The following is a 17874-nucleotide window of genomic DNA, read 5'->3' as shown; positions in this document are numbered from 1 at the left end:
GGGTATGTTATGAAACAGTACGAAGAAATGGAACAGTATTGTATGGAGTGCGGTGCTTTTAAAGCGAAGGTGATCGATACGGACAGAATTCCGTTCGACGAGGAACTTCGCAAAGCGTGTGAGGCAAATATCTGCGGGCACTATGGCAGGAATTATGCCTGTCCTCCGAATGTGGGGACGCCTGGAGAATTGATTGCCGAGGCAAAATCTTATCGGAAGGGACTGGTTTTTCAGACGGTTACAGAGATTGAGGATTCCTATGATATCGAGGGGATGATGGATGCACAGAACCGCCACACGGAAGTTGCAGAGTCTATAGAGGAGATGGTCAGGAAACACTATGAGAAGTTTCTGAGACTGGAGGCGGGCGGTTGTACGCGGTGTAAAGTCTGCGGACAGATCACGGGGGAGCCATGCAGAATGCCGGATAAAGCCACGGCATCGGTAGAAGCTTACTGCATGAATTGCTCACAGCTTGCGGAAGTAAGCGGAATGAAGTATATCAATGGGGTGAATACAGTTACATACTTCGGCATGTTCTTGCTGCCGGCAACAGAGATTGACTTTTGATTCATAGTTATGCTATACTGTGAAACAGGAAATATACAAAACTGAAAAGATTTTGTAACAATTAGATAAGGGGTAACGAGTATGAAGTTAAAAAAAGGGATATTGGCAGTAATGCTGGTCGGATGCATGACATTTTTATCAGGCTGCTCCCTGGGGGAGACCTGGGAACTGCTATGGGGAAACCATAAAAGCGAATCTGAGGAGAGTACGGCGCAGGATGTTTTTGACCCGAATGCCATTAAGGTGGATGAAAATGTTGAGGCTCCCAAGTTCAGCAAGAATCTGGAAGGAAAGGCTACATATGCCGTGGGTGATAAGGCCAAGGCGCTCGCTGTGGAGGCCAAGGTAGAAGGCGATGGCGAGATCAGTTACCAGTGGTATAAAAATACCGTGGATTCCAACGGCGGCGGTATGAAAATTGAAGGTGCCACCGATGCCCAATATACACCGGATACCTCCGAAGAAGGATACTGGTATTATTTCGTTGTCGCGACAAATACGGTGAACAAGGCCGTCAACATGACGACGAGTGATATTGTTGAGATTTATGTGGATCCGAATAAAGATCCGGCGCCGAAAGAAGGCGAAGAAAAACCCGGATGGGCAAAGGATAAAACAGGGAAATATTATGTGGCGGATGATGGGAACCGCGTCAAAGGCAAGTGGAAAGAAATAAAGGGCAAATGGTATCTGTTTGACAAGAATGGATACATGCTGACCGGATGGCAGAAGGTGAAAGACATCTGGTACTATTTAAACGAAAATGGGTCGATGGCGACGGGCTTTGTCACGGTTGACGGCAAGAAGTACTATCTGAACGACAAGGGTCAGATGAATGTCGGCTGGCTGGACGGAAGCGGCAGCTGGTACTATTCCGGATCGGATGGAGCGCTGAAGGTTTCCGAATGGGTGGAAATCGACGACAGCTGGTATTACTTCAATGAAGACGGCATCATGCTCACAAACTGTGAGGTCGACGGCAAGTGGCTGAATCCTGACGGCAAGCTTGCAGAATAATTTAAAAAATGGTTCAGCTGGGGATACTGTGCAGACGGTATCCCCTTTCTTATACTTGCAATTTATGGGGATGTTTAGTATATTATTCTTAGCGTCATAATTTGGAATGAAAAAAATGAAGGTTTGGAGATGAATAAATGGAACAGTTGGTAAAGGTGGCAGTAGATGCGATGGGAGGCGATTACGCACCGGAAGAACCGGTTAAGGGAGCTGTGGAGGCTGTCAGGGCAGATGAGCGTATCTTTGTATATCTGGTAGGAAAGAAAGATCTGATTGAAAAAGAACTTGAGAAGTATACGTATCCCAGGGAAAGGATTGAAGTGGTCCATGCATCCGAGGTGATTGAAACAGCAGAACCGCCGGTAAATGCGATTCGGGGAAAAAAAGACTCTTCCATTGTAGTGGCACTGACACTGGTACGAAAAGGTGAGGCGGATGCCTTCGTCTCTTCGGGCAGCACCGGTGCAGTTCTGGTTGGCGGTCAGGTACTGGTGGGCAGGATCAAGGGAGTTGAGAGAGCACCGCTTGCACCGCTGATTCCAACTGCCGGAGGGGCCTCGCTCCTGATCGACTGCGGTGCCAATGTAGATGCAAGGGCATCTCATCTGGTACAGTTCGCCCAGATGGGTTCCATTTATATGGAGAGCGTGATGGGAATCAAAAATCCGAGGGTTGCGATCGTAAATATCGGGGCGGAAGAGGAAAAAGGAAATGCGCTTGTGAAGGAGACGTTCCCTCTGCTGAAAGAGTGTCAGCATATCAACTTTATCGGAAGCATTGAGGCGCGGGATATTCCGGCAGGATATGCAGATGTTATTGTCTGCGAGGCATTTGTCGGAAACGTGATTCTGAAACTTTATGAAGGTGTGGGAGCGACGCTGATCTCTAAAGTGAAGGAAGGCATGATGACAACCCTGAGAAGCAAGATAGGAGCACTTCTCGTAAAACCGGCATTGAAAACGACGCTGAAGGCGTTTGATGCCAGTCAGTACGGCGGTGCCCCCCTTCTGGGATTGAAGGGCCTGGTTGTAAAAACGCACGGAAGCTCCAAATCAATGGAAATTTGTAACTCTGTTCTTCAATGTATCCAGTTTAAGTCTGAGAATATCAGCGGACAGATTCAGGAGCATATCACGGAAGTGTAGAGGATGAGGGAGGAGAAGGGCATGGAATACGAAAAACTTCAGGAAATCATTGCTGACGTTTTGAATGTGGATAAAGCGGAAGTAAAGATGGACACAACATTTGTCGATGATCTCTGCGCGGATTCTCTGGATATTTTCCAGATCATCATGGCATTGGAGGAAGAATTTGATATAGAGATCTCGAATGAAGAGGCAGAAAAGATTGTATCTGTCGGTGACGCGGTGGAAGCAATCAGACACGCGATTGGATGAGAAAATAAGGTTTGGTGATAGAAAGACTGTCTTGGGAAAAATCTGTTCAGGTGAGACAGTCTTTTTGATTGGAGAAGAGATGAAGACGGAAAAACAACAATGTGATTTGGAAACAAAACTGGAGTACCGGTTCAAGAATCGTAAGCTGCTGGAGACGGCACTCCGCCACAGTTCGTTCACCAACGAACACCGTATGCCGAGAGTGGAGTGCAACGAGCGTCTCGAATTTTTAGGGGACGCTGTACTGGAACTCGTCTCGAGTGAGTTCCTTTATCAGACGTATCCTGATTATCCGGAGGGAGAACTGACGAAGTTCAGAGCGAGTCTGGTATGTGAACCGACACTTGCGTACGATGCGAGACAGATTTGTCTCGGGGAGTATCTGATGCTCGGAAAGGGAGAAGACAATTCCGGGGGGCGCAGGAGGGATTCCATAGTTTCTGATGCGCTGGAGGCGATCATCGGAGCCATTTACCTGGACGGAGGACTGGAGTGTGCCAGGACATTTATTATCAGGCATGTACTCAATGATATTCAGCATAAGCAGCTGTTTTATGACAGCAAGACAATCCTGCAGGAGATCGTGCAGGGAAATATGCAGGGAGAGATTGTCTATCAGCTGTTGGGAGAAGACGGCCCCGATCATGACAAGACATTTACAACAGAGGTACAGGTGAACGGCCAGATGCTGGGCACAGGTAAAGGACGGACAAAAAAAGCAGCGGAGCAGGCGGCCGCGTATCATGCGATCTGTGAGCTGAAGAAGAAATAGGTGAGTCATGTATTTAAAGAGCATTGAAATCCAGGGATTTAAATCGTTTGCAAATAAAATATGTTTTGAATTCCACAATGGAATCACAGGAATCGTGGGACCGAACGGGAGCGGAAAGAGTAATGTGGGAGACGCGGTCCGCTGGGTGCTGGGAGAGCAGAGTGCAAAACAGCTTCGCGGCGGAAATATGCAGGATGTCATATTTTCCGGCACAGAAAACAGGAAGCCGCTCGGTTTTGCGTCGGTTGCGATCACGCTGGACAATTCGGATCATAAGCTCGACATAGAATATGAAGAGGTGACGGTCACAAGAAGACTGTACCGGTCAGGAGAGAGTGAATATCTGCTGAACGGTGCCGCGTGCAGGCTGAAAGATATCAATGAGCTGTTTTATGATACGGGTATCGGAAAAGAAGGATATTCAATCATCGGTCAGGGACAGATCGATAAGATCTTAAGCGGAAAACCGGAGGAGCGCAGGGAATTATTTGATGAGGCCGCCGGTATTGTAAAGTTTAAGCGCAGGAAAAATACGGCATTAAAAAAGCTGGCAGAGGAACAGCAGAATCTTGTCCGTGTAAATGATATCTTAAGTGAGCTGACCAGACAGCTGGGACCTCTGTCGAGACAATCTGAGACAGCGCGCATCTATATCAGAAAAAGAGAAGAATTGAAAAATTTTGAGGTCAGCATGTTTCTTGCGGAGATGGAACACAGCGGGGAACAGCTGGCTCAGATTGATGAGAAGTACCGTATCGCGGACGATGATCTGAAGACGGCGGCGCGCGAGTTCGAACAGACCAAGACGGAATATGAGATCCTCGAACAGGAAATGGAGGCTCTGGATACAAAGATTGAACAGACCAGAGAGGCTGCAGGAAGCAGCGCTCTTTTAACACAGCAGCTGGAGGGGCAGCGGAATGTATTGAAAGAGCAGGTCAATACGGCACGTCTGAACGACGAACACCATCAGAACCGTGCGGATGCCATAGAGAGTGAACTCGACAGGCATGAAGAGGAAGCCGGAAGATGTCTGAAGGAGAAAGAGGATCTTCTGGCTGAAAAAATGAAATCCGAGTACAGGCAGAAGGAAAAAGAAGAAGCGTTAAAAAGCCTGCAGGATGAGATTGAGGCTGTCAGCAGAAATGTGGAAGACGGCAAGGGCAGGATCATTGAGCTGCTGAACAAAAGAGCGTCCACCAAAGGCAAGGTGCAGCGCTATGATGCGATGCTGGAACAGATTCAGATCCGTAAATCGGAATTGAACCAGCGTTACATACAGACGAAAAGTGAAGAGAGCCAGCAGAAGGAACTGGAAGTCACGTATCAGACACAGTATGAGAAGATTACGGCGGGAGTCGAGGAGATGAGCCGTGAGCAGAAGCGTCTGGAACAGGAAGTTGCGTCAATCCAGCAGCAGCTGGCGGAACAGAACAGGCAGATGGAGGTCGGTCAGACGGCGTACCACAGAGAAGCTTCACGGCTGGAATCCCTGAAAAATCTAACCGAGCGGTATGACGGCTACGGCAACAGTATCCGGCGGGTGATGGAACAAAAGCAGAAACACCCGGGAATCCGGGGAGTTGTGGCTGATCTGATCCAGACCGATAAGAAATATGAAACTGCAGTGGAGACTGCTCTTGGCGGCAGTATCCAAAATATCGTCACGGATGATGAGCACACTGCGAAGTCCATGATTGACTTTCTGAAAAAGAACAGATACGGGCGCGCGACATTCCTGCCGCTGACAACAGTAAGAGGAGGCGCCTCTTTTCCGAAGCCGGAAGCGCTCAGCGAAGAGGGGGTCATAGGTCTTGCGCATACGCTGGTAAGGACGGAGTCCAGATATGAATCGCTGATCCAGTATCTGCTGGGCAGGACATTGGTCGTAGACCATATCGACCATGCGATCGCGTTGGGGAAAAAATACAGGCATTCCCTCAGGATGGTGACCCTGGAGGGCGAATCATTCAGTCCGGGCGGGTCCATGACCGGGGGAGCGTTCAAAAACAGCAGCAACCTGCTTGGCCGCCGCCGGGAACTGGAAGAACTTGAACATAATGTGAAGACCCTGAAGCGTGAGATGCATGAGATGCAGCAGGTGATCGAGGAGAACCGCAGCAAAAGAAATGTTCTGCGTGACACCATCATGGAAATGTCAGAACGCATTCAGGAACAGTGTATCCAGCAGAATACTGCAAGAATGAATCTGGAGCAGACACGGGAAAAACTGACGCAGACGGGGTCGGGATATGCACAGCTGAAAAACGAACAGGCTGAGCTGAGTGCGCAGATCAGGGAAATCAATGAGAGCAGCGCCGCCATCGGGCGTGAACTGGATGAACTGAAAGTTCTGGAAGAACGCATACAGCAGGAGATCTCTGCCGGTCAGGAACAGGCAGATGCTCTGCGAAGGACAGAGGAACAGGCTGCCGGGGAACTGGAAACCGCCCATCTGGAGTACGCGCAGCTGAAACAAAAAGAAGAATTTCTGAATCAGACACTCGGAAGAATTCATCGGGAAGAGACTTCACTCAGGGAAGAGCTGACACAGATCCGTGAGACGATGAATCAGGGCAGCGGGCGAATGGCTGAGATTGAACAGCGGATTGCAGAAATAGAGCAGGAGATCGAAGAGGCCGCAGGAAAAACAGAACTTCTGGAACAAAAGACGAAACATTACAATACTGAAAAAGAAAAGATGAGCAGGAGCCATAAAGCATTCTTTGAAAAACGGGATGAACTTTCACAGAAGATGAATCTTCTGGATAAAGAGTGTTTTCGCCTTAACAATCAGAGAGAAAAGCTCGAGGAATCGCGTGAAGCCAGGATCAACTACATGTGGGAAGAGTATGAGGTCACTCCGGGAAGTGCAGCATCACTTGTCACGGGCGAGATTCCTGAGCGAGGCGATCTGAAAAAAGAAATAGCTGCCTGCAAGGAAGAGATCCGAAAGCTGGGGCCTGTGAATGTCAATGCAATCGAAGACTACAAAGAGCTGAAAGAACGGCACGAGTTTCTGGAAACGCAGCACCATGATCTGGTGGAAGCGGAGGCGACGCTGCTCAATATCATAGATGAGCTGGAAACGGGCATGCGAAAGCAGTTCGCTGAAAAGTTTGAAGAGATCAGGAAAGAATTTGACCGGGTCTTTAAACAGCTGTTCGGCGGAGGCAAGGGAACGCTCGAACTGATGGACGATGAGGATGTGCTGGAGGCAGGTATCCGGATCATATCACAGCCTCCGGGAAAAAAGCTGCAGAATATGATGCAGCTGTCAGGCGGTGAGAAAGCGCTCACGGCGATCGCGCTGCTGTTTGCGATTCAGAATCTGAAACCGTCTCCGTTCTGTCTGCTGGATGAAATTGAGGCTGCGCTGGACGATTCCAACGTCACACGCTTTGCCCAGTACCTTCATAAGTTGACAAAGAATACACAATTCATTATTATTACACATAGGAGAGGTACCATGACGGCCGCAGACCGACTGTATGGAATCACGATGCAGGAGAAGGGCGTCTCGACACTGGTATCTGTCAATCTCATAGAAAATGATCTGGATAAGTAGGGGGCTTTAGATATGGCAGGAGAAAAACAAGGATTTTTCAAACGTCTGGTGAGTGGATTATCCAAAACCAGAGACAATATTGTATCCGGGATTGATTCTATTTTCAGCGGGTTTTCCAGTATTGACGAGGACTTTTATGAAGAGATCGAAGAGATTCTCGTGCTGGGGGACATTGGGATCAACACCACAAATGCGATCATTGAAAATCTGAAACAGCAGGTTAAGGAGCAAAAAATCAAGGAACCAGCGGAATGCAAGCAGCTGCTGATCGACAGTATCAAACAGCAGATGGATGTGGGCGAGACGGCCTATGAGTTTGAAAACAGAAAATCGGTGGTACTGGTCATCGGAGTAAACGGCGTTGGCAAGACGACTTCCGTCGGAAAACTGGCGGGAAAATTGAAGGAACAGAATAAAAAGGTCGTTCTGGCCGCGGCTGATACCTTCCGGGCAGCAGCGGGAGAGCAGCTGACGGAATGGGCGCACCGCGCGGGAGTCGAGATCATCGGCGGACAGCAGGGTGCGGATCCTGCTGCCGTTGTATTTGATGCGGTACAGGCGGCTAAGGCGAGAGACGCGGATATTCTGCTGTGTGATACCGCAGGCCGTCTGCACAATAAAAAGAATCTGATGGAAGAGTTAAAAAAGATATATCGGATTCTGGAGCGTGAATACCCGGAGGCCTTTCTGGAGACCCTGGTTGTGCTGGACGGCACGACAGGCCAGAACGCGCTTGCGCAGGCGAAGCAGTTTGCGGAGGTGGCAAATGTCACAGGAATCATTTTGACAAAGCTGGACGGGACCGCCAAAGGCGGGATCGCTGTTGCAATTCAGTCAGAACTTGACATTCCGGTGAAATATATCGGCGTGGGGGAAACGATTGACGATCTTCAGAAGTTTGACTCTTCAGAATTCGTCAATGCGCTGTTTCATAAAAATGATGACAATTAGTGGGAGATACAGCATGTGCCGGGGTATGTGCGGATGGAGGAGACTATGTTAACGTTAGAAAAATTTGAAGAAGCATCGGAAGTCGTAAAACAGGTGACACAGGAGACGAAACTGGTCTACAGCGAGTACTTCAGTGCCAGTACCGGAAACAGGGTTTATTTAAAACCGGAAAATATGCAGGTCACCGGGGCGTACAAGATCAGAGGGGCTTACTATAAGATCAGCACGCTCAGCGATGAGGAGCGTTCCAAGGGGCTGATCACGGCATCTGCCGGCAATCATGCACAGGGCGTGGCATACGCGGCGAAGAAATTTGGTGTGAAGGCAGTGATCGTGATGCCGACGACGACCCCGCTTATCAAGGTGGAGCGCACGAAGAGCTATGGAGCTGAAGTCGTGCTGGAAGGCGATGTCTATGACGAGGCATGTGAACATGCGTATAAACTGGCTGAAGAGCACGGATATACCTTCATTCACCCGTTCGATGATCCTGCAGTGGCTACCGGACAGGGAACCATTGCAATGGAGATCGTAAAAGAGCTTCCACTGGTGGACTACATCCTGGTTCCAATCGGAGGGGGAGGCCTTGCGACGGGTGTCTCCACACTTGCGAAACTTCTGAATCCGAATATCAAGGTGATCGGCGTAGAGCCGGCAGGCGCAAACTGTATGCAGGCATCCCTGGAAAAAGGGGAGGTCACGACACTTCCGCACATTGATACGATCGCCGACGGCACCGCAGTAAAGACGCCGGGAGAAGTTATCTTCCCGTATATCCAGAAGAATCTGGACGATATCATCACGGTGGAGGACGAGGAACTGATCGTATCCTTCCTGGACATGGTGGAAAACCACAAGATGATCGTGGAAAATTCAGGGCTTTTGACTGTTGCGGCGCTGAAGCATCTGAATATGAAAAACAAAAAAATTGTCTCCATCTTAAGCGGCGGCAATATGGACGTGATCACCATGTCATCCGTTGTACAGAATGGTCTGATCCAGAGAGACCGTATCTTTACGATCTCCGTACTGCTTCCGGATAAACCGGGCGAACTCGTGAGGGTATCACAGGTGATCGCTGAGGAGCAGGGAAATGTCATCCGACTGGATCATAACCAGTTCTTCAGCACGAATCGGAATGCGGCTGTTGAGCTGAAGATCACGCTGGAAGCATTTGGAACACAGCATAAGGGACAGATCGTCAGGGCGCTTGAGGAGCACGGGTACCGCCCGAAGCTGATTCGGCCGAATCTGTAAGTAATCTATATTGACAGCAGAAGAAGCGTATTGCCGGATGAACGGCGATACGCTTCTATAAATATATGCAGTAAAAATTTTATTTCACTTCAATCAACTCATATTCCTTACTTCCAAGTCCCAGCTTCACCGCATGATCGATGCAGACCATCCAGTTGGTTTCCGGGCTGATGGCGCTGAAGTGATCGTGTCCTTCGTGATCGGATTCATCAAGCAGGCTTCCCGGTGTGACGGGCTGAGCGTTGACGGCGTCGGCACATGCGACATCGAGCGCCACCGGGTCGAAGGATGCGAACATTCCGACATCCGGGATGACAGACAGGTCGTTATCCGGATGACAGTCGCAGAAAGGTGCGACATCGATCACGAGACTGATGTGGAAATGCGGACGACCGTCGAGCACAGCTTTGGAATACTCGGCGATCTTCTTGTTCAGGATGTCGTTGGACTCGTCCGAGGCCTCACGGATCGCATCCTGCGGACAGGCTCCGATACAGCGGCCGCAGCCGACGCATTTATTGTGATCGATCGACGCTTTTTTATCCGTGATCGTGATCGCGTCGTGTGCACAGTTTTTCGTGCAGAGAGCACAGCCGACACATTTACGTTCTTTCACGAATGGTTTTCCGGCATTGTGCATCTCCATCTTTCCGGCTCGGGAACCGCAGCCCATCCCGATGTTCTTCAGGGCTCCGCCGAATCCGGTGAATTCATGTCCCTTAAAATGATTCAGGGAGATAAAGATATCGGCATCCATAATGGCCTGTCCTATTTTGGCTTCTTTGACGTGTTCGCCTCCGTCCACAGGGACGAGTGCTTCGTCTGTCCCCTTCAGGCCGTCGCCGATGATGACGTGGCAGCCTGTTGAAAATGGAGAAAATCCGTTTTCATACGCACTGTTCAGGTGATCGAGGGCATTTTTCCGCCCGCCGATATAGAGAGTGTTACAGTCTGTCAGAAAAGGCCGGCCGCCCAGCTCACGGACGATATCGACTACAGTTTTTGCATAATTGGGACGTAGATACGCCAGGTTTCCGGGTTCTCCGAAATGCATCTTGATGGCGGTGTAGCGCCTGTCAAAATTAATATTTTCGATGCCGGCGGCTTTGATCAGTTTTGCGAGCTTTTGCTGGCGGTTGGATTTCATGGTGGTTCGAAGATTGGTATAGTAGACTTTTGAAGCTTCCATTATGATACCTCCGTATGTAAGTGAATTAGTATACTGTCAGGGTTCACATGTCTTTTGCCCCTGATATCTTTACATAATTGTATCATAGATGCTATAATATCGAAAGATGAAAAAGAGGGTTGAACATATGGATACATATAAATTATTGGAACAGGTGAAAAATGGAGAGCTTTCCATCGCGGAAGCCGAAGAGCAGCTGAAGAAGCTTCCTTATGAAGATATCGGCTGCGCCAAGATCGATCACCACCGAAGTCTTCGAAGCGGGTTCGGGGAAGTGATCTACAGCGCCGGGAAGACAGTGGAACAGATGCGGGCGATCTACCGCAGTTTTTATGAGCGGCGGGAAAACGTGATGGGTACGAGAGCCAGCCGGGATCAGTATCTCGCGCTGAGTCAGGAATTTCCGGAGATAGAATACGATGAGACCGCTCGGATTCTGGGACTGTATTTCAACCGTCCCAGGCAGACGGGGTGTGTGGCGGTGTGCACCGGAGGGACATCGGATATTCCGGTGGCTGAGGAGGCGGCGCAGACGGCGGAGTATTTCGGGTGCCGCGTAAACCGGATCTATGATGTGGGCGTGGCGGGAATCCACCGTCTGATATCCAAACTGGATGACATTCGCGGGGCAAACTGTGTGATCGCGGTCGCAGGCATGGAAGGAGCGCTTCCGGGTGTGGTTGCAGGACTCGTGGAACGCCCGGTGATCGCAGTGCCGACTTCGATCGGATACGGGGCAAACTTTCAGGGAATCGCACCGCTGCTGACGATGCTCAATTCGTGTGCAGAGGGGATTGCAACCGTGAATATAGACAATGGATTCGGTGCCGGTTATCTGGCGGCACAGATGAACCGCCTGGCGGGATCAAAATCATAGAGATGGAGGCTGATACAATGGAAGACAGAATACTATATCTGGAAGGGTCGTCCGGAATCAGCGGCGATATGACAGTGGGCGCCCTGCTGGACCTGGGTGCGGATGAAGCTCATCTGAGGAATGAACTGTCCAAACTTCCGCTTTCACATTATGAGATTGTGGTCGGAAGAGTGAAAAAGAATGGTATTGACAGCTGTGCATTCCGGGTCGCGGTGGCGGAGGAACATCAGCCTCACCGTTCCTATGGAGACATCGAGCAGATGATCATGGAGTCGGAACTGGAGGAAAAGGTAAAGAGACTGGCGGTAAAAATATTTTATGTGCTGGCTAAGGCCGAGGCGAAGGTTCACGGTGTGACTACGGATACGGTACATTTTCATGAAGTCGGTGCCGTGGATTCCATTATCGATATCGTTGCCGCGGCAATCTGCATCTGTGATCTTGGAATCACGCAGACGGCAGTGGGAACGCTTAGGGAGGGCTGCGGGACGACGCGGTGCCAGCATGGGGAGATCCCCGTCCCGGTTCCCGCCACCGCTGAGCTGATCGCTCAGTATGGCCTGCCGGTATCACTCACAGATACGAAAGGCGAGATGATCACACCGACCGGTGCTGCGATAGCGGCAGCGCTTAGAAGCAGAGAGCTGCTTCCGGAAGAGATGGTGATCAGAGATATCGGAATCGGTGCCGGTACAAAGGAGTTCCCGCATGCAAACATTCTGCGTGCGATGATCGTGTCGGAAATCAGAAAACCGGAGGATGTGTGGGTGCTGGAAACCAACGTCGATGACTGCAGCGGCGAACAGCTTGGTTTTCTGCAGGAAGAACTTTTCAGACTGGGGGTGAAGGATGCGGTGTATCTTCCGGCCTATATGAAGAAAAACAGACCGGCATATCTGCTGCAGGTGCTCTGCCAGGAGGAGATGGCGGAGGCGGCGGAGGACATGATTTTCCGGGAATCTACGAGCATCGGCATCCGCAGGTACCGGGCGGGAAGAAATGTACTGGAACGGAGAATGGAGAGGATACCTACAAAATACGGGGAAATCCGGATGAAAATCTGTTACCGGAGCAATCATGTATACACATATCCTGAATATGAAGACATCAGACGCGCGGCGACAAAAGAAGGGATCGGCTACCGGGAAGTGTATGAGGCGGCGGTCCGGGAAGCGGGTGAGCTGCTTGACAGAAAATAGGGAAAAAGTCCGTGAGATGCTGGCGGACCTTACCAGAGAAGATGTGTGTGTGGCATTTTCGGGAGGTGTGGACAGCAGTCTCCTGCTGAAACTTGCACTGACCGAGGCAAAAAGGCATGGCACTGCCGTGTATGCCGTAACCTTTGACACGCAGCTGCATCCAATCTGCGATATTCAGATCGCCCGTGAGGTCGCCGGACAGATGGGGGCCAGGCATCAGGTGATCGAGGTGGATGAACTTGCAAATCCTGAGATACTAAAGAATCCGGTCAATCGGTGTTATCTCTGCAAAAAAGAATTGTTTGGAAAACTCCTGGCGTTTGCTGAGAGTAAAAATATCCGGCGCGTGCTGGAAGGGACCAACCGGGACGATGATTTTCAGTACCGCCCGGGTAACCGTGCCGTGGAGGAACTGGGAGTGTTAAGCCCGCTGCGTGTATGCGGACTATCAAAGCGGGAAATACGCACATGGGCAAAAGAGCTTGGGATAACGGTGGCGGACAGACCCTCGACGCCCTGTATGGCAACGCGGCTGCCGTACGGAACTGTCATCACCGCAGAGATTCTGAAACGTATCGAGTGCGGTGAGTCATTTTTAAAAACGCTCGGTTTTCGGAACGTGCGTCTCCGCGTACACGGAGACATCGCAAGGGTGGAGCTGGACAGAGAATCATTTCCCGAGGCGGCGAACCGTGCAGAGGAGATTCTGACAGCGCTCAAAGAGCTCGGATTTACTTATATTACACTGGATCTGGAAGGCTTCCGGTCGGGCAGCATGGACAGGATCTAATAAGCAAGCTTAACGCTCGTTTCAGCATAAATTTTCCCGGCGTCTTAATTGTTACAAAAAAGCTGTGATGTCAAGAAAAAGTACTTGACAGCGCGGCTTTTCTATTGTATGATTGCAAAGGTGATTTGAATGGAAAAGATAGTAGAACAGGCATTATTATATGACTTTTACGGTGAATTGCTGACGGATCACCAGAGACAGATCTATGAAGCAGTCGCATTAAATGACTATTCACTCAGTGAAGTCGCACAGGACCTGGGCATCAGCCGTCAGGGCGTGCATGATATGATCAAACGCTGCAGCAGGATTCTCGCAGAGTATGAGGAAAAACTTCATCTGGTACAGAAGTTTCTGAGTATCAGGGATAAAGTGAATCGGATTCACGCGTTGACCAAAAACTGTGAGGGTGAGACGAAAGAGTCTCTGATGAGGCAGATTGAAGAGATATCGGTAGGTATTCTGGAGGAATTATAATTCATGGCATTTGAGAGTTTATCAGAAAAACTGCAGAATGTATTTAAAAAGCTGAGAAGTAAGGGAAAGCTTACAGAAGAAGATGTGAAGACTGCCCTGAAAGAAGTCAAGATGGCGCTGCTCGAAGCAGATGTCAGTTTTAAAGTGGTAAAACAGTTTATTAAGTCTGTGCAGGAGCGGGCAGTCGGACAGGATGTCATGAACGGTCTGAATCCGGGACAGATGGTGATAAAAATCGTAAATGAAGAGCTGATTACACTGATGGGCAGCGAGACCACGGAGCTTTCGATGAAGCAGGGAAATGCGGTTACAGTCTTTATGATGGCCGGCCTTCAGGGTGCAGGTAAGACGACGACGGTGGCAAAACTTGCCGGAAAGCTGAAGTCAAAAGGGAAACGCCCGCTGCTGGTGGCGTGTGATGTATACCGCCCGGCTGCTATCAAACAGCTGGAAATGAACGGTGAAAAGCAGGGCGTGGAAGTGTTCTCGATGGGAGATAAGCAAAAGCCGGTCAATATCGCAAAGGCTGCGATGGAGCATGCGAAAAACAACGGGCATAACGTTGTGCTGCTGGACACGGCGGGAAGGCTTCACATAGACGAGGATATGATGGCGGAACTGGCAGAGATCAAAGGTGCAGTGGAGATAGATGCCACAGTGCTGGTAGTTGACGCCATGACAGGACAGGATGCGGTCAATGTTGCGCAGATGTTCAATGATAAAATTGGTATCGACGGAGTTATCCTGACGAAGATGGATGGCGATACACGGGGCGGAGCGGCGCTTTCGATTAAAGCGGTCTGCGGAAAACCGATTCTGTATGTCGGTATGGGAGAAAAGCTTTCGGATCTGGAACAGTTTTATCCGGACCGTATGGCATCCAGAATCCTTGGTATGGGAGATGTGATGAGCCTCATCGAGAAGGCACAGGAGAGCATCGACGAAGAAAAAGCCAGGGAAATGGAACAGAAGCTGAAAAAAGCACAGTTTGGATTCGATGATTATCTTGAAAGTATGAATCAGATGAAAAACATGGGCGGACTTTCCAGTGTACTCTCCATGATGCCGGGTATCGGCGGCAAGATGAAAGACCTGGAGGGAATGGTCGACGAGAAAGATATGGCCAGAAAAGAGGCAATGATTCTTTCTATGACGCCAAAGGAGCGCTCGAATCCGGATATTCTGAATGTATCCAGAAAACAGAGGATCGCCAGAGGAGCCGGAGTGGACATCAGTGAGGTGAACCGTCTGGTCAAACAGTTCGAACAGGCGCGCAAGATGATGAAGCAGATGCCCGGGATGATGGGCGGTAAAGGTGGTAAAAGAGGAGGCTTCAAACTTCCTTTTTAACATATAAATGTATTTCATTATGAGGAGGTGAAATCAAATGGCAGTAAAAATCAGATTAAGAAGAATGGGACAGAAAAAAGCTCCTTTCTATAGAATCGTCGTAGCTGATTCCAGATCCCCGAGAGATGGAAGATTCATCGAAGAAATCGGCACATATGATCCGACTCGCGATCCGAGCGTATACAAAATCGATGAAGAAGCAGCTAAAAAATGGCTGGCAAACGGTGCTCAGCCGACAGAAGTAGTTGGAAAACTCTTCAAATTAGCTGGAATCGAAAAATAAGACGCTTTTTGCTACGCTGCTTCCTGCACTCATGCGGGAATGGAGGTATGTGATGAAAGAATTAGTGGAAGTGATTGCAAAGGCTCTGGTGGAACATCCTGAGGAAGTTGCAGTGACAGAGAGAGAAGAAGAGCGTACCATCGTAGTAGAGCTAAAAGTGGCTCCTTCCGATATGGGAAAAGTGATCGGACGTCAGGGACGTATCGCAAAAGCGATCCGTACCGTCGTAAAATCAGCTTCTTCTAAATGTGACAAAAAAGTGATCGTAGATATCATGTAATGCACGTACGGCGCAGCGGACAGGTTTCGAGATAAACGGAGCCGGCCGCTGCGTTTCTTTTTGACGCTCATGGCGGTGCGTGAACGTTACTATCGATAGAATGGAGTTTGAGATATGGAAAATATGCTGCAGGTGGGTGTCATTACTTCCACACATGGTCTGCGCGGTGAGGTCAAGGTGTTTCCGACGACGGATGACGCGGCGCGGTTTAAAACATTAAAAGAAGTGATTCTGGATACCGGGAAAGAGCAGAAGGTCATGAAGATACAGGGAGTGAAATTCTTCAAGCAGTTCGTTATCCTGAAATTCGAGGGGCTGGACCGCATCGAAGACGTGGAGATCTACCGTCAGAAACCATTGTTTGTAACCAGAGAGCATGCTGTGAAATTAAAGAAAAACGAGTATTTTATCGCTGACCTGATAGGGATGAATGTCAGTACGGAGGACGGCAGCGCATTCGGAGTAATCAAAGATGTGCTTCAGACAGGGGCAAATGATGTGTATGTCATAGATTCCCCGGACCACGGCGAAGTTCTGGTACCGGCGATCCGGCAGTGTATCCTGGAAGTGGATGTGGAAGAACACAATATGAAGATCCATCTGATGGATGGGCTGATTTAGGAGGCGCTGATGAACTATCATGTACTGACGCTTTTTCCGGAGATGGTGGAGCAGGGGCTTCACACCAGCATCATCGGAAGGGCCATGGAACAGGGACTGCTCAGTCTATCCTGTGTGAATATCCGTGATTATGCCGGTAACAAGCACATGAAAGTGGACGATTATCCATACGGCGGAGGTGCTGGTATGGTGATGCAGGCGGAGCCTGTATATGCTTCGTATCAGGCGGTGAAAGAGAAGATCGGATATGCGCCGCGTGTCATTTACCTGACGCCCCAGGGCGGTGTTTTCAACCAGAAAATGGCACAGGAGCTGGCACAGGAAGAAGATCTCGTGTTCCTGTGCGGACACTACGAAGGAATCGATGAACGTGTGCTGGAGGAAATCGTGACGGACTATGTATCCATCGGGGATTATGTGCTGACAGGAGGAGAGCTTCCCGCCATGGTGATGATCGATACAATCTCCAGGCTGGTTCCGGGGGTTCTGAGCAATGAGGAGTCGGCGATGACGGAATCATTTTCGGATAATCTGCTGGAATATCCGCAGTATTCCCGACCGGCGGTGTGGCGCGGTAAAGAAGTACCGGAAGTGCTGCTGTCCGGACATCACGCCAACATCGAAAAGTGGCGGCAGGAGCAGTCACTGAAACGGACAAGGGAGCGCCGTCCCGATCTGCTGGAGAACGGTGAGGAATGACAATTAATACTCAATATGATAACCTTTCGGAATGATATGTTCCGGAAGGTTTTTTTGTATATCGTTTTTTAGGTACGGGGGGTGCAAAATATTACAAATGGGATGTTGTTTTTGCGCGAACGGGCAATCAAATAGAAATATTTGTTATAATTTGGTGTAAAATGAATGATGAAGGAGACCGATGAGAGTGATAGAGGATGAAAAAAAGAAGAAACATAACAAACTGTATTTCTCTTTGATTGGCAAAGGCGAAGTCGTATTGATGCCCGGGGATATTTACTATTTTGAGCGAGTAAAACGAGTGACGATCATACATACGGTCTGGGGAGAGTATGAGATTTGGGATAAACTGGACGATATTTATAAAAAGGTGTCCGGTATGGATTTTATCAGATGCCACAACAGTTACATTGTCTATCTGCCGGCAATCAGGGAAAAACAGAAAAACACGTTTATTCTCAGAAATGGTACGAGAATCGGTATCAGCCGGGGATTTGCAAAAGCCACGAGAATTACATTTATGGAATGGGTGGAGGCGCAGACATTATAACGAATGATGACTGTGCCTCCTGAACTGCGC

General features: G+C 49.5%; 19 protein-coding genes. 18 read left to right on the top strand and 1 reads right to left on the bottom strand.

The features are described 5' to 3' along the window. Positions 1-9: 9 nt before the first annotated feature. The 8 genes from NQ502_RS01690 (at position 10) to ilvA (ending at position 9532) form a co-directional block, all read left to right on the top strand. Positions 10-570 carry a DUF2284 domain-containing protein gene (locus tag NQ502_RS01690; RefSeq protein ID WP_242830272.1) on the top strand — a complete coding sequence of 187 codons (561 nt, stop codon included), beginning with the start codon at positions 10-12 and terminating at the stop codon, positions 568-570. A gap of 81 nt (positions 571-651) precedes the next feature. Then, positions 652-1587, top strand: a complete 936-nt coding sequence (locus NQ502_RS01685; RefSeq protein WP_028528919.1) for an N-acetylmuramoyl-L-alanine amidase family protein — start codon at positions 652-654, stop codon at positions 1585-1587. A 137-nt stretch (positions 1588-1724) separates the two neighbouring features. Beyond that, positions 1725-2732 (top strand): phosphate acyltransferase PlsX, encoded by a 1008-nt coding sequence (gene plsX / locus NQ502_RS01680; protein ID WP_028528920.1) that lies wholly within the window; start codon positions 1725-1727, stop codon positions 2730-2732. 21 nt (positions 2733-2753) lie between these two features. Further along, positions 2754-2984, top strand: coding sequence for an acyl carrier protein (gene acpP / locus NQ502_RS01675; protein WP_028528921.1), 231 nt, complete (start codon positions 2754-2756; stop codon positions 2982-2984). 79 nt (positions 2985-3063) lie between these two features. Further along, a complete protein-coding gene (gene rnc / locus NQ502_RS01670; RefSeq protein WP_028528922.1) occupies positions 3064-3756 on the top strand; it encodes a ribonuclease III in 693 nt (230 codons plus the stop codon). A gap of 7 nt (positions 3757-3763) precedes the next feature. Continuing rightward, complete coding sequence (gene smc / locus NQ502_RS01665) at positions 3764-7324, top strand: chromosome segregation protein SMC (protein WP_028528923.1); 3561 nt, start codon at positions 3764-3766, stop codon at positions 7322-7324. Between the two features lie 12 nt (positions 7325-7336). Further along, positions 7337-8275, top strand: a complete 939-nt coding sequence (ftsY, locus tag NQ502_RS01660) for a signal recognition particle-docking protein FtsY (protein ID WP_028528924.1) — start codon at positions 7337-7339, stop codon at positions 8273-8275. Between the two features lie 45 nt (positions 8276-8320). Further along, positions 8321-9532 carry a threonine ammonia-lyase gene (gene ilvA / locus NQ502_RS01655; protein ID WP_407691148.1) on the top strand — a complete coding sequence of 404 codons (1212 nt, stop codon included), beginning with the start codon at positions 8321-8323 and terminating at the stop codon, positions 9530-9532. 79 nt (positions 9533-9611) lie between these two features. On the opposite strand, the gene NQ502_RS01650 is transcribed toward ilvA, so the two are convergent. Further along, a complete protein-coding gene (locus NQ502_RS01650; RefSeq protein WP_028528926.1) occupies positions 9612-10721 on the bottom strand; it encodes a DUF362 domain-containing protein in 1110 nt (369 codons plus the stop codon). A 127-nt stretch (positions 10722-10848) separates the two neighbouring features. Between NQ502_RS01650 and larB the strand changes: the two genes are divergently transcribed. The 10 genes from larB (at position 10849) to NQ502_RS01600 (ending at position 17844) form a co-directional block, all read left to right on the top strand. Further along, the gene (gene larB / locus NQ502_RS01645) at positions 10849-11598 is read left to right on the top strand and encodes a nickel pincer cofactor biosynthesis protein LarB (RefSeq protein WP_028528927.1); all 750 of its coding nucleotides are present in this window, start codon (positions 10849-10851) and stop codon (positions 11596-11598) included. A 17-nt stretch (positions 11599-11615) separates the two neighbouring features. After that, positions 11616-12797: a nickel pincer cofactor biosynthesis protein LarC gene (gene larC / locus NQ502_RS01640; protein WP_044983306.1), complete on the top strand. Its 1182-nt coding sequence runs from the start codon at positions 11616-11618 to the stop codon at positions 12795-12797. Continuing rightward, complete coding sequence (larE, locus tag NQ502_RS01635; RefSeq protein WP_242830273.1) at positions 12784-13587, top strand: ATP-dependent sacrificial sulfur transferase LarE; 804 nt, start codon at positions 12784-12786, stop codon at positions 13585-13587. The genes larC and larE overlap by 14 nt, the downstream gene beginning before the upstream one ends. Before the next feature lie 129 nt (positions 13588-13716). Beyond that, a complete protein-coding gene (gene ylxM / locus NQ502_RS01630) occupies positions 13717-14061 on the top strand; it encodes a YlxM family DNA-binding protein (protein ID WP_028528929.1) in 345 nt (114 codons plus the stop codon). A gap of 3 nt (positions 14062-14064) precedes the next feature. Further along, positions 14065-15411, top strand: a complete 1347-nt coding sequence (gene ffh, locus NQ502_RS01625) for a signal recognition particle protein (protein WP_028528930.1) — start codon at positions 14065-14067, stop codon at positions 15409-15411. 37 nt (positions 15412-15448) lie between these two features. Then, positions 15449-15694, top strand: a complete 246-nt coding sequence (rpsP, locus tag NQ502_RS01620; protein WP_028528931.1) for a 30S ribosomal protein S16 — start codon at positions 15449-15451, stop codon at positions 15692-15694. A gap of 52 nt (positions 15695-15746) precedes the next feature. After that, positions 15747-15974: a KH domain-containing protein gene (locus NQ502_RS01615; protein WP_028528932.1), complete on the top strand. Its 228-nt coding sequence runs from the start codon at positions 15747-15749 to the stop codon at positions 15972-15974. A 114-nt stretch (positions 15975-16088) separates the two neighbouring features. Next, a complete protein-coding gene (rimM, locus tag NQ502_RS01610) occupies positions 16089-16595 on the top strand; it encodes a ribosome maturation factor RimM (RefSeq protein WP_028528933.1) in 507 nt (168 codons plus the stop codon). A gap of 9 nt (positions 16596-16604) precedes the next feature. Then, on the top strand, positions 16605-17294 hold the full coding sequence (gene trmD, locus NQ502_RS01605) for a tRNA (guanosine(37)-N1)-methyltransferase TrmD (RefSeq protein WP_044983307.1): 690 nt from the start codon (positions 16605-16607) through the stop codon (positions 17292-17294). 181 nt (positions 17295-17475) lie between these two features. Then, positions 17476-17844, top strand: a complete 369-nt coding sequence (locus tag NQ502_RS01600) for a LytR/AlgR family response regulator transcription factor (protein ID WP_028528934.1) — start codon at positions 17476-17478, stop codon at positions 17842-17844. Positions 17845-17874 lie beyond the last annotated feature (30 nt).

The sequence above is a fragment of the Ruminococcus gauvreauii genome, from assembly GCF_025151995.1.
Taxonomy (GTDB): Bacteria; Bacillota; Clostridia; order Lachnospirales; family Lachnospiraceae; genus Ruminococcus_G; species Ruminococcus_G gauvreauii.
This window is presented reverse-complemented; position numbering and strand designations above follow the sequence as displayed.

Bases quoted from the DNA above. Each gene is read 5' to 3' on its own strand.
- NQ502_RS01690 (WP_242830272.1), top strand. From the start codon at position 10: ATGAAACAGTACGAAGAAATGGAACAGTATTGTATGGAGTGCGGTGCT.
- NQ502_RS01685 (WP_028528919.1), top strand. From the start codon at position 652: ATGAAGTTAAAAAAAGGGATATTGGCAGTAATGCTGGTCGGATGCATG.
- plsX (WP_028528920.1), top strand. From the start codon at position 1,725: ATGGAACAGTTGGTAAAGGTGGCAGTAGATGCGATGGGAGGCGATTAC.
- acpP (WP_028528921.1), top strand. From the start codon at position 2,754: ATGGAATACGAAAAACTTCAGGAAATCATTGCTGACGTTTTGAATGTG.
- rnc (WP_028528922.1), top strand. From the start codon at position 3,064: ATGAAGACGGAAAAACAACAATGTGATTTGGAAACAAAACTGGAGTAC.
- smc (WP_028528923.1), top strand. From the start codon at position 3,764: ATGTATTTAAAGAGCATTGAAATCCAGGGATTTAAATCGTTTGCAAAT.
- ftsY (WP_028528924.1), top strand. From the start codon at position 7,337: ATGGCAGGAGAAAAACAAGGATTTTTCAAACGTCTGGTGAGTGGATTA.
- ilvA (WP_407691148.1), top strand. From the start codon at position 8,321: ATGTTAACGTTAGAAAAATTTGAAGAAGCATCGGAAGTCGTAAAACAG.
- NQ502_RS01650 (WP_028528926.1), bottom strand. From the start codon at position 10,721: ATGGAAGCTTCAAAAGTCTACTATACCAATCTTCGAACCACCATGAAA.
- larB (WP_028528927.1), top strand. From the start codon at position 10,849: ATGGATACATATAAATTATTGGAACAGGTGAAAAATGGAGAGCTTTCC.
- larC (WP_044983306.1), top strand. From the start codon at position 11,616: ATGGAAGACAGAATACTATATCTGGAAGGGTCGTCCGGAATCAGCGGC.
- ylxM (WP_028528929.1), top strand. From the start codon at position 13,717: ATGGAAAAGATAGTAGAACAGGCATTATTATATGACTTTTACGGTGAA.
- ffh (WP_028528930.1), top strand. From the start codon at position 14,065: ATGGCATTTGAGAGTTTATCAGAAAAACTGCAGAATGTATTTAAAAAG.
- rpsP (WP_028528931.1), top strand. From the start codon at position 15,449: ATGGCAGTAAAAATCAGATTAAGAAGAATGGGACAGAAAAAAGCTCCT.
- NQ502_RS01615 (WP_028528932.1), top strand. From the start codon at position 15,747: ATGAAAGAATTAGTGGAAGTGATTGCAAAGGCTCTGGTGGAACATCCT.
- rimM (WP_028528933.1), top strand. From the start codon at position 16,089: ATGGAAAATATGCTGCAGGTGGGTGTCATTACTTCCACACATGGTCTG.
- trmD (WP_044983307.1), top strand. From the start codon at position 16,605: ATGAACTATCATGTACTGACGCTTTTTCCGGAGATGGTGGAGCAGGGG.
- NQ502_RS01600 (WP_028528934.1), top strand. From the start codon at position 17,476: ATGAGAGTGATAGAGGATGAAAAAAAGAAGAAACATAACAAACTGTAT.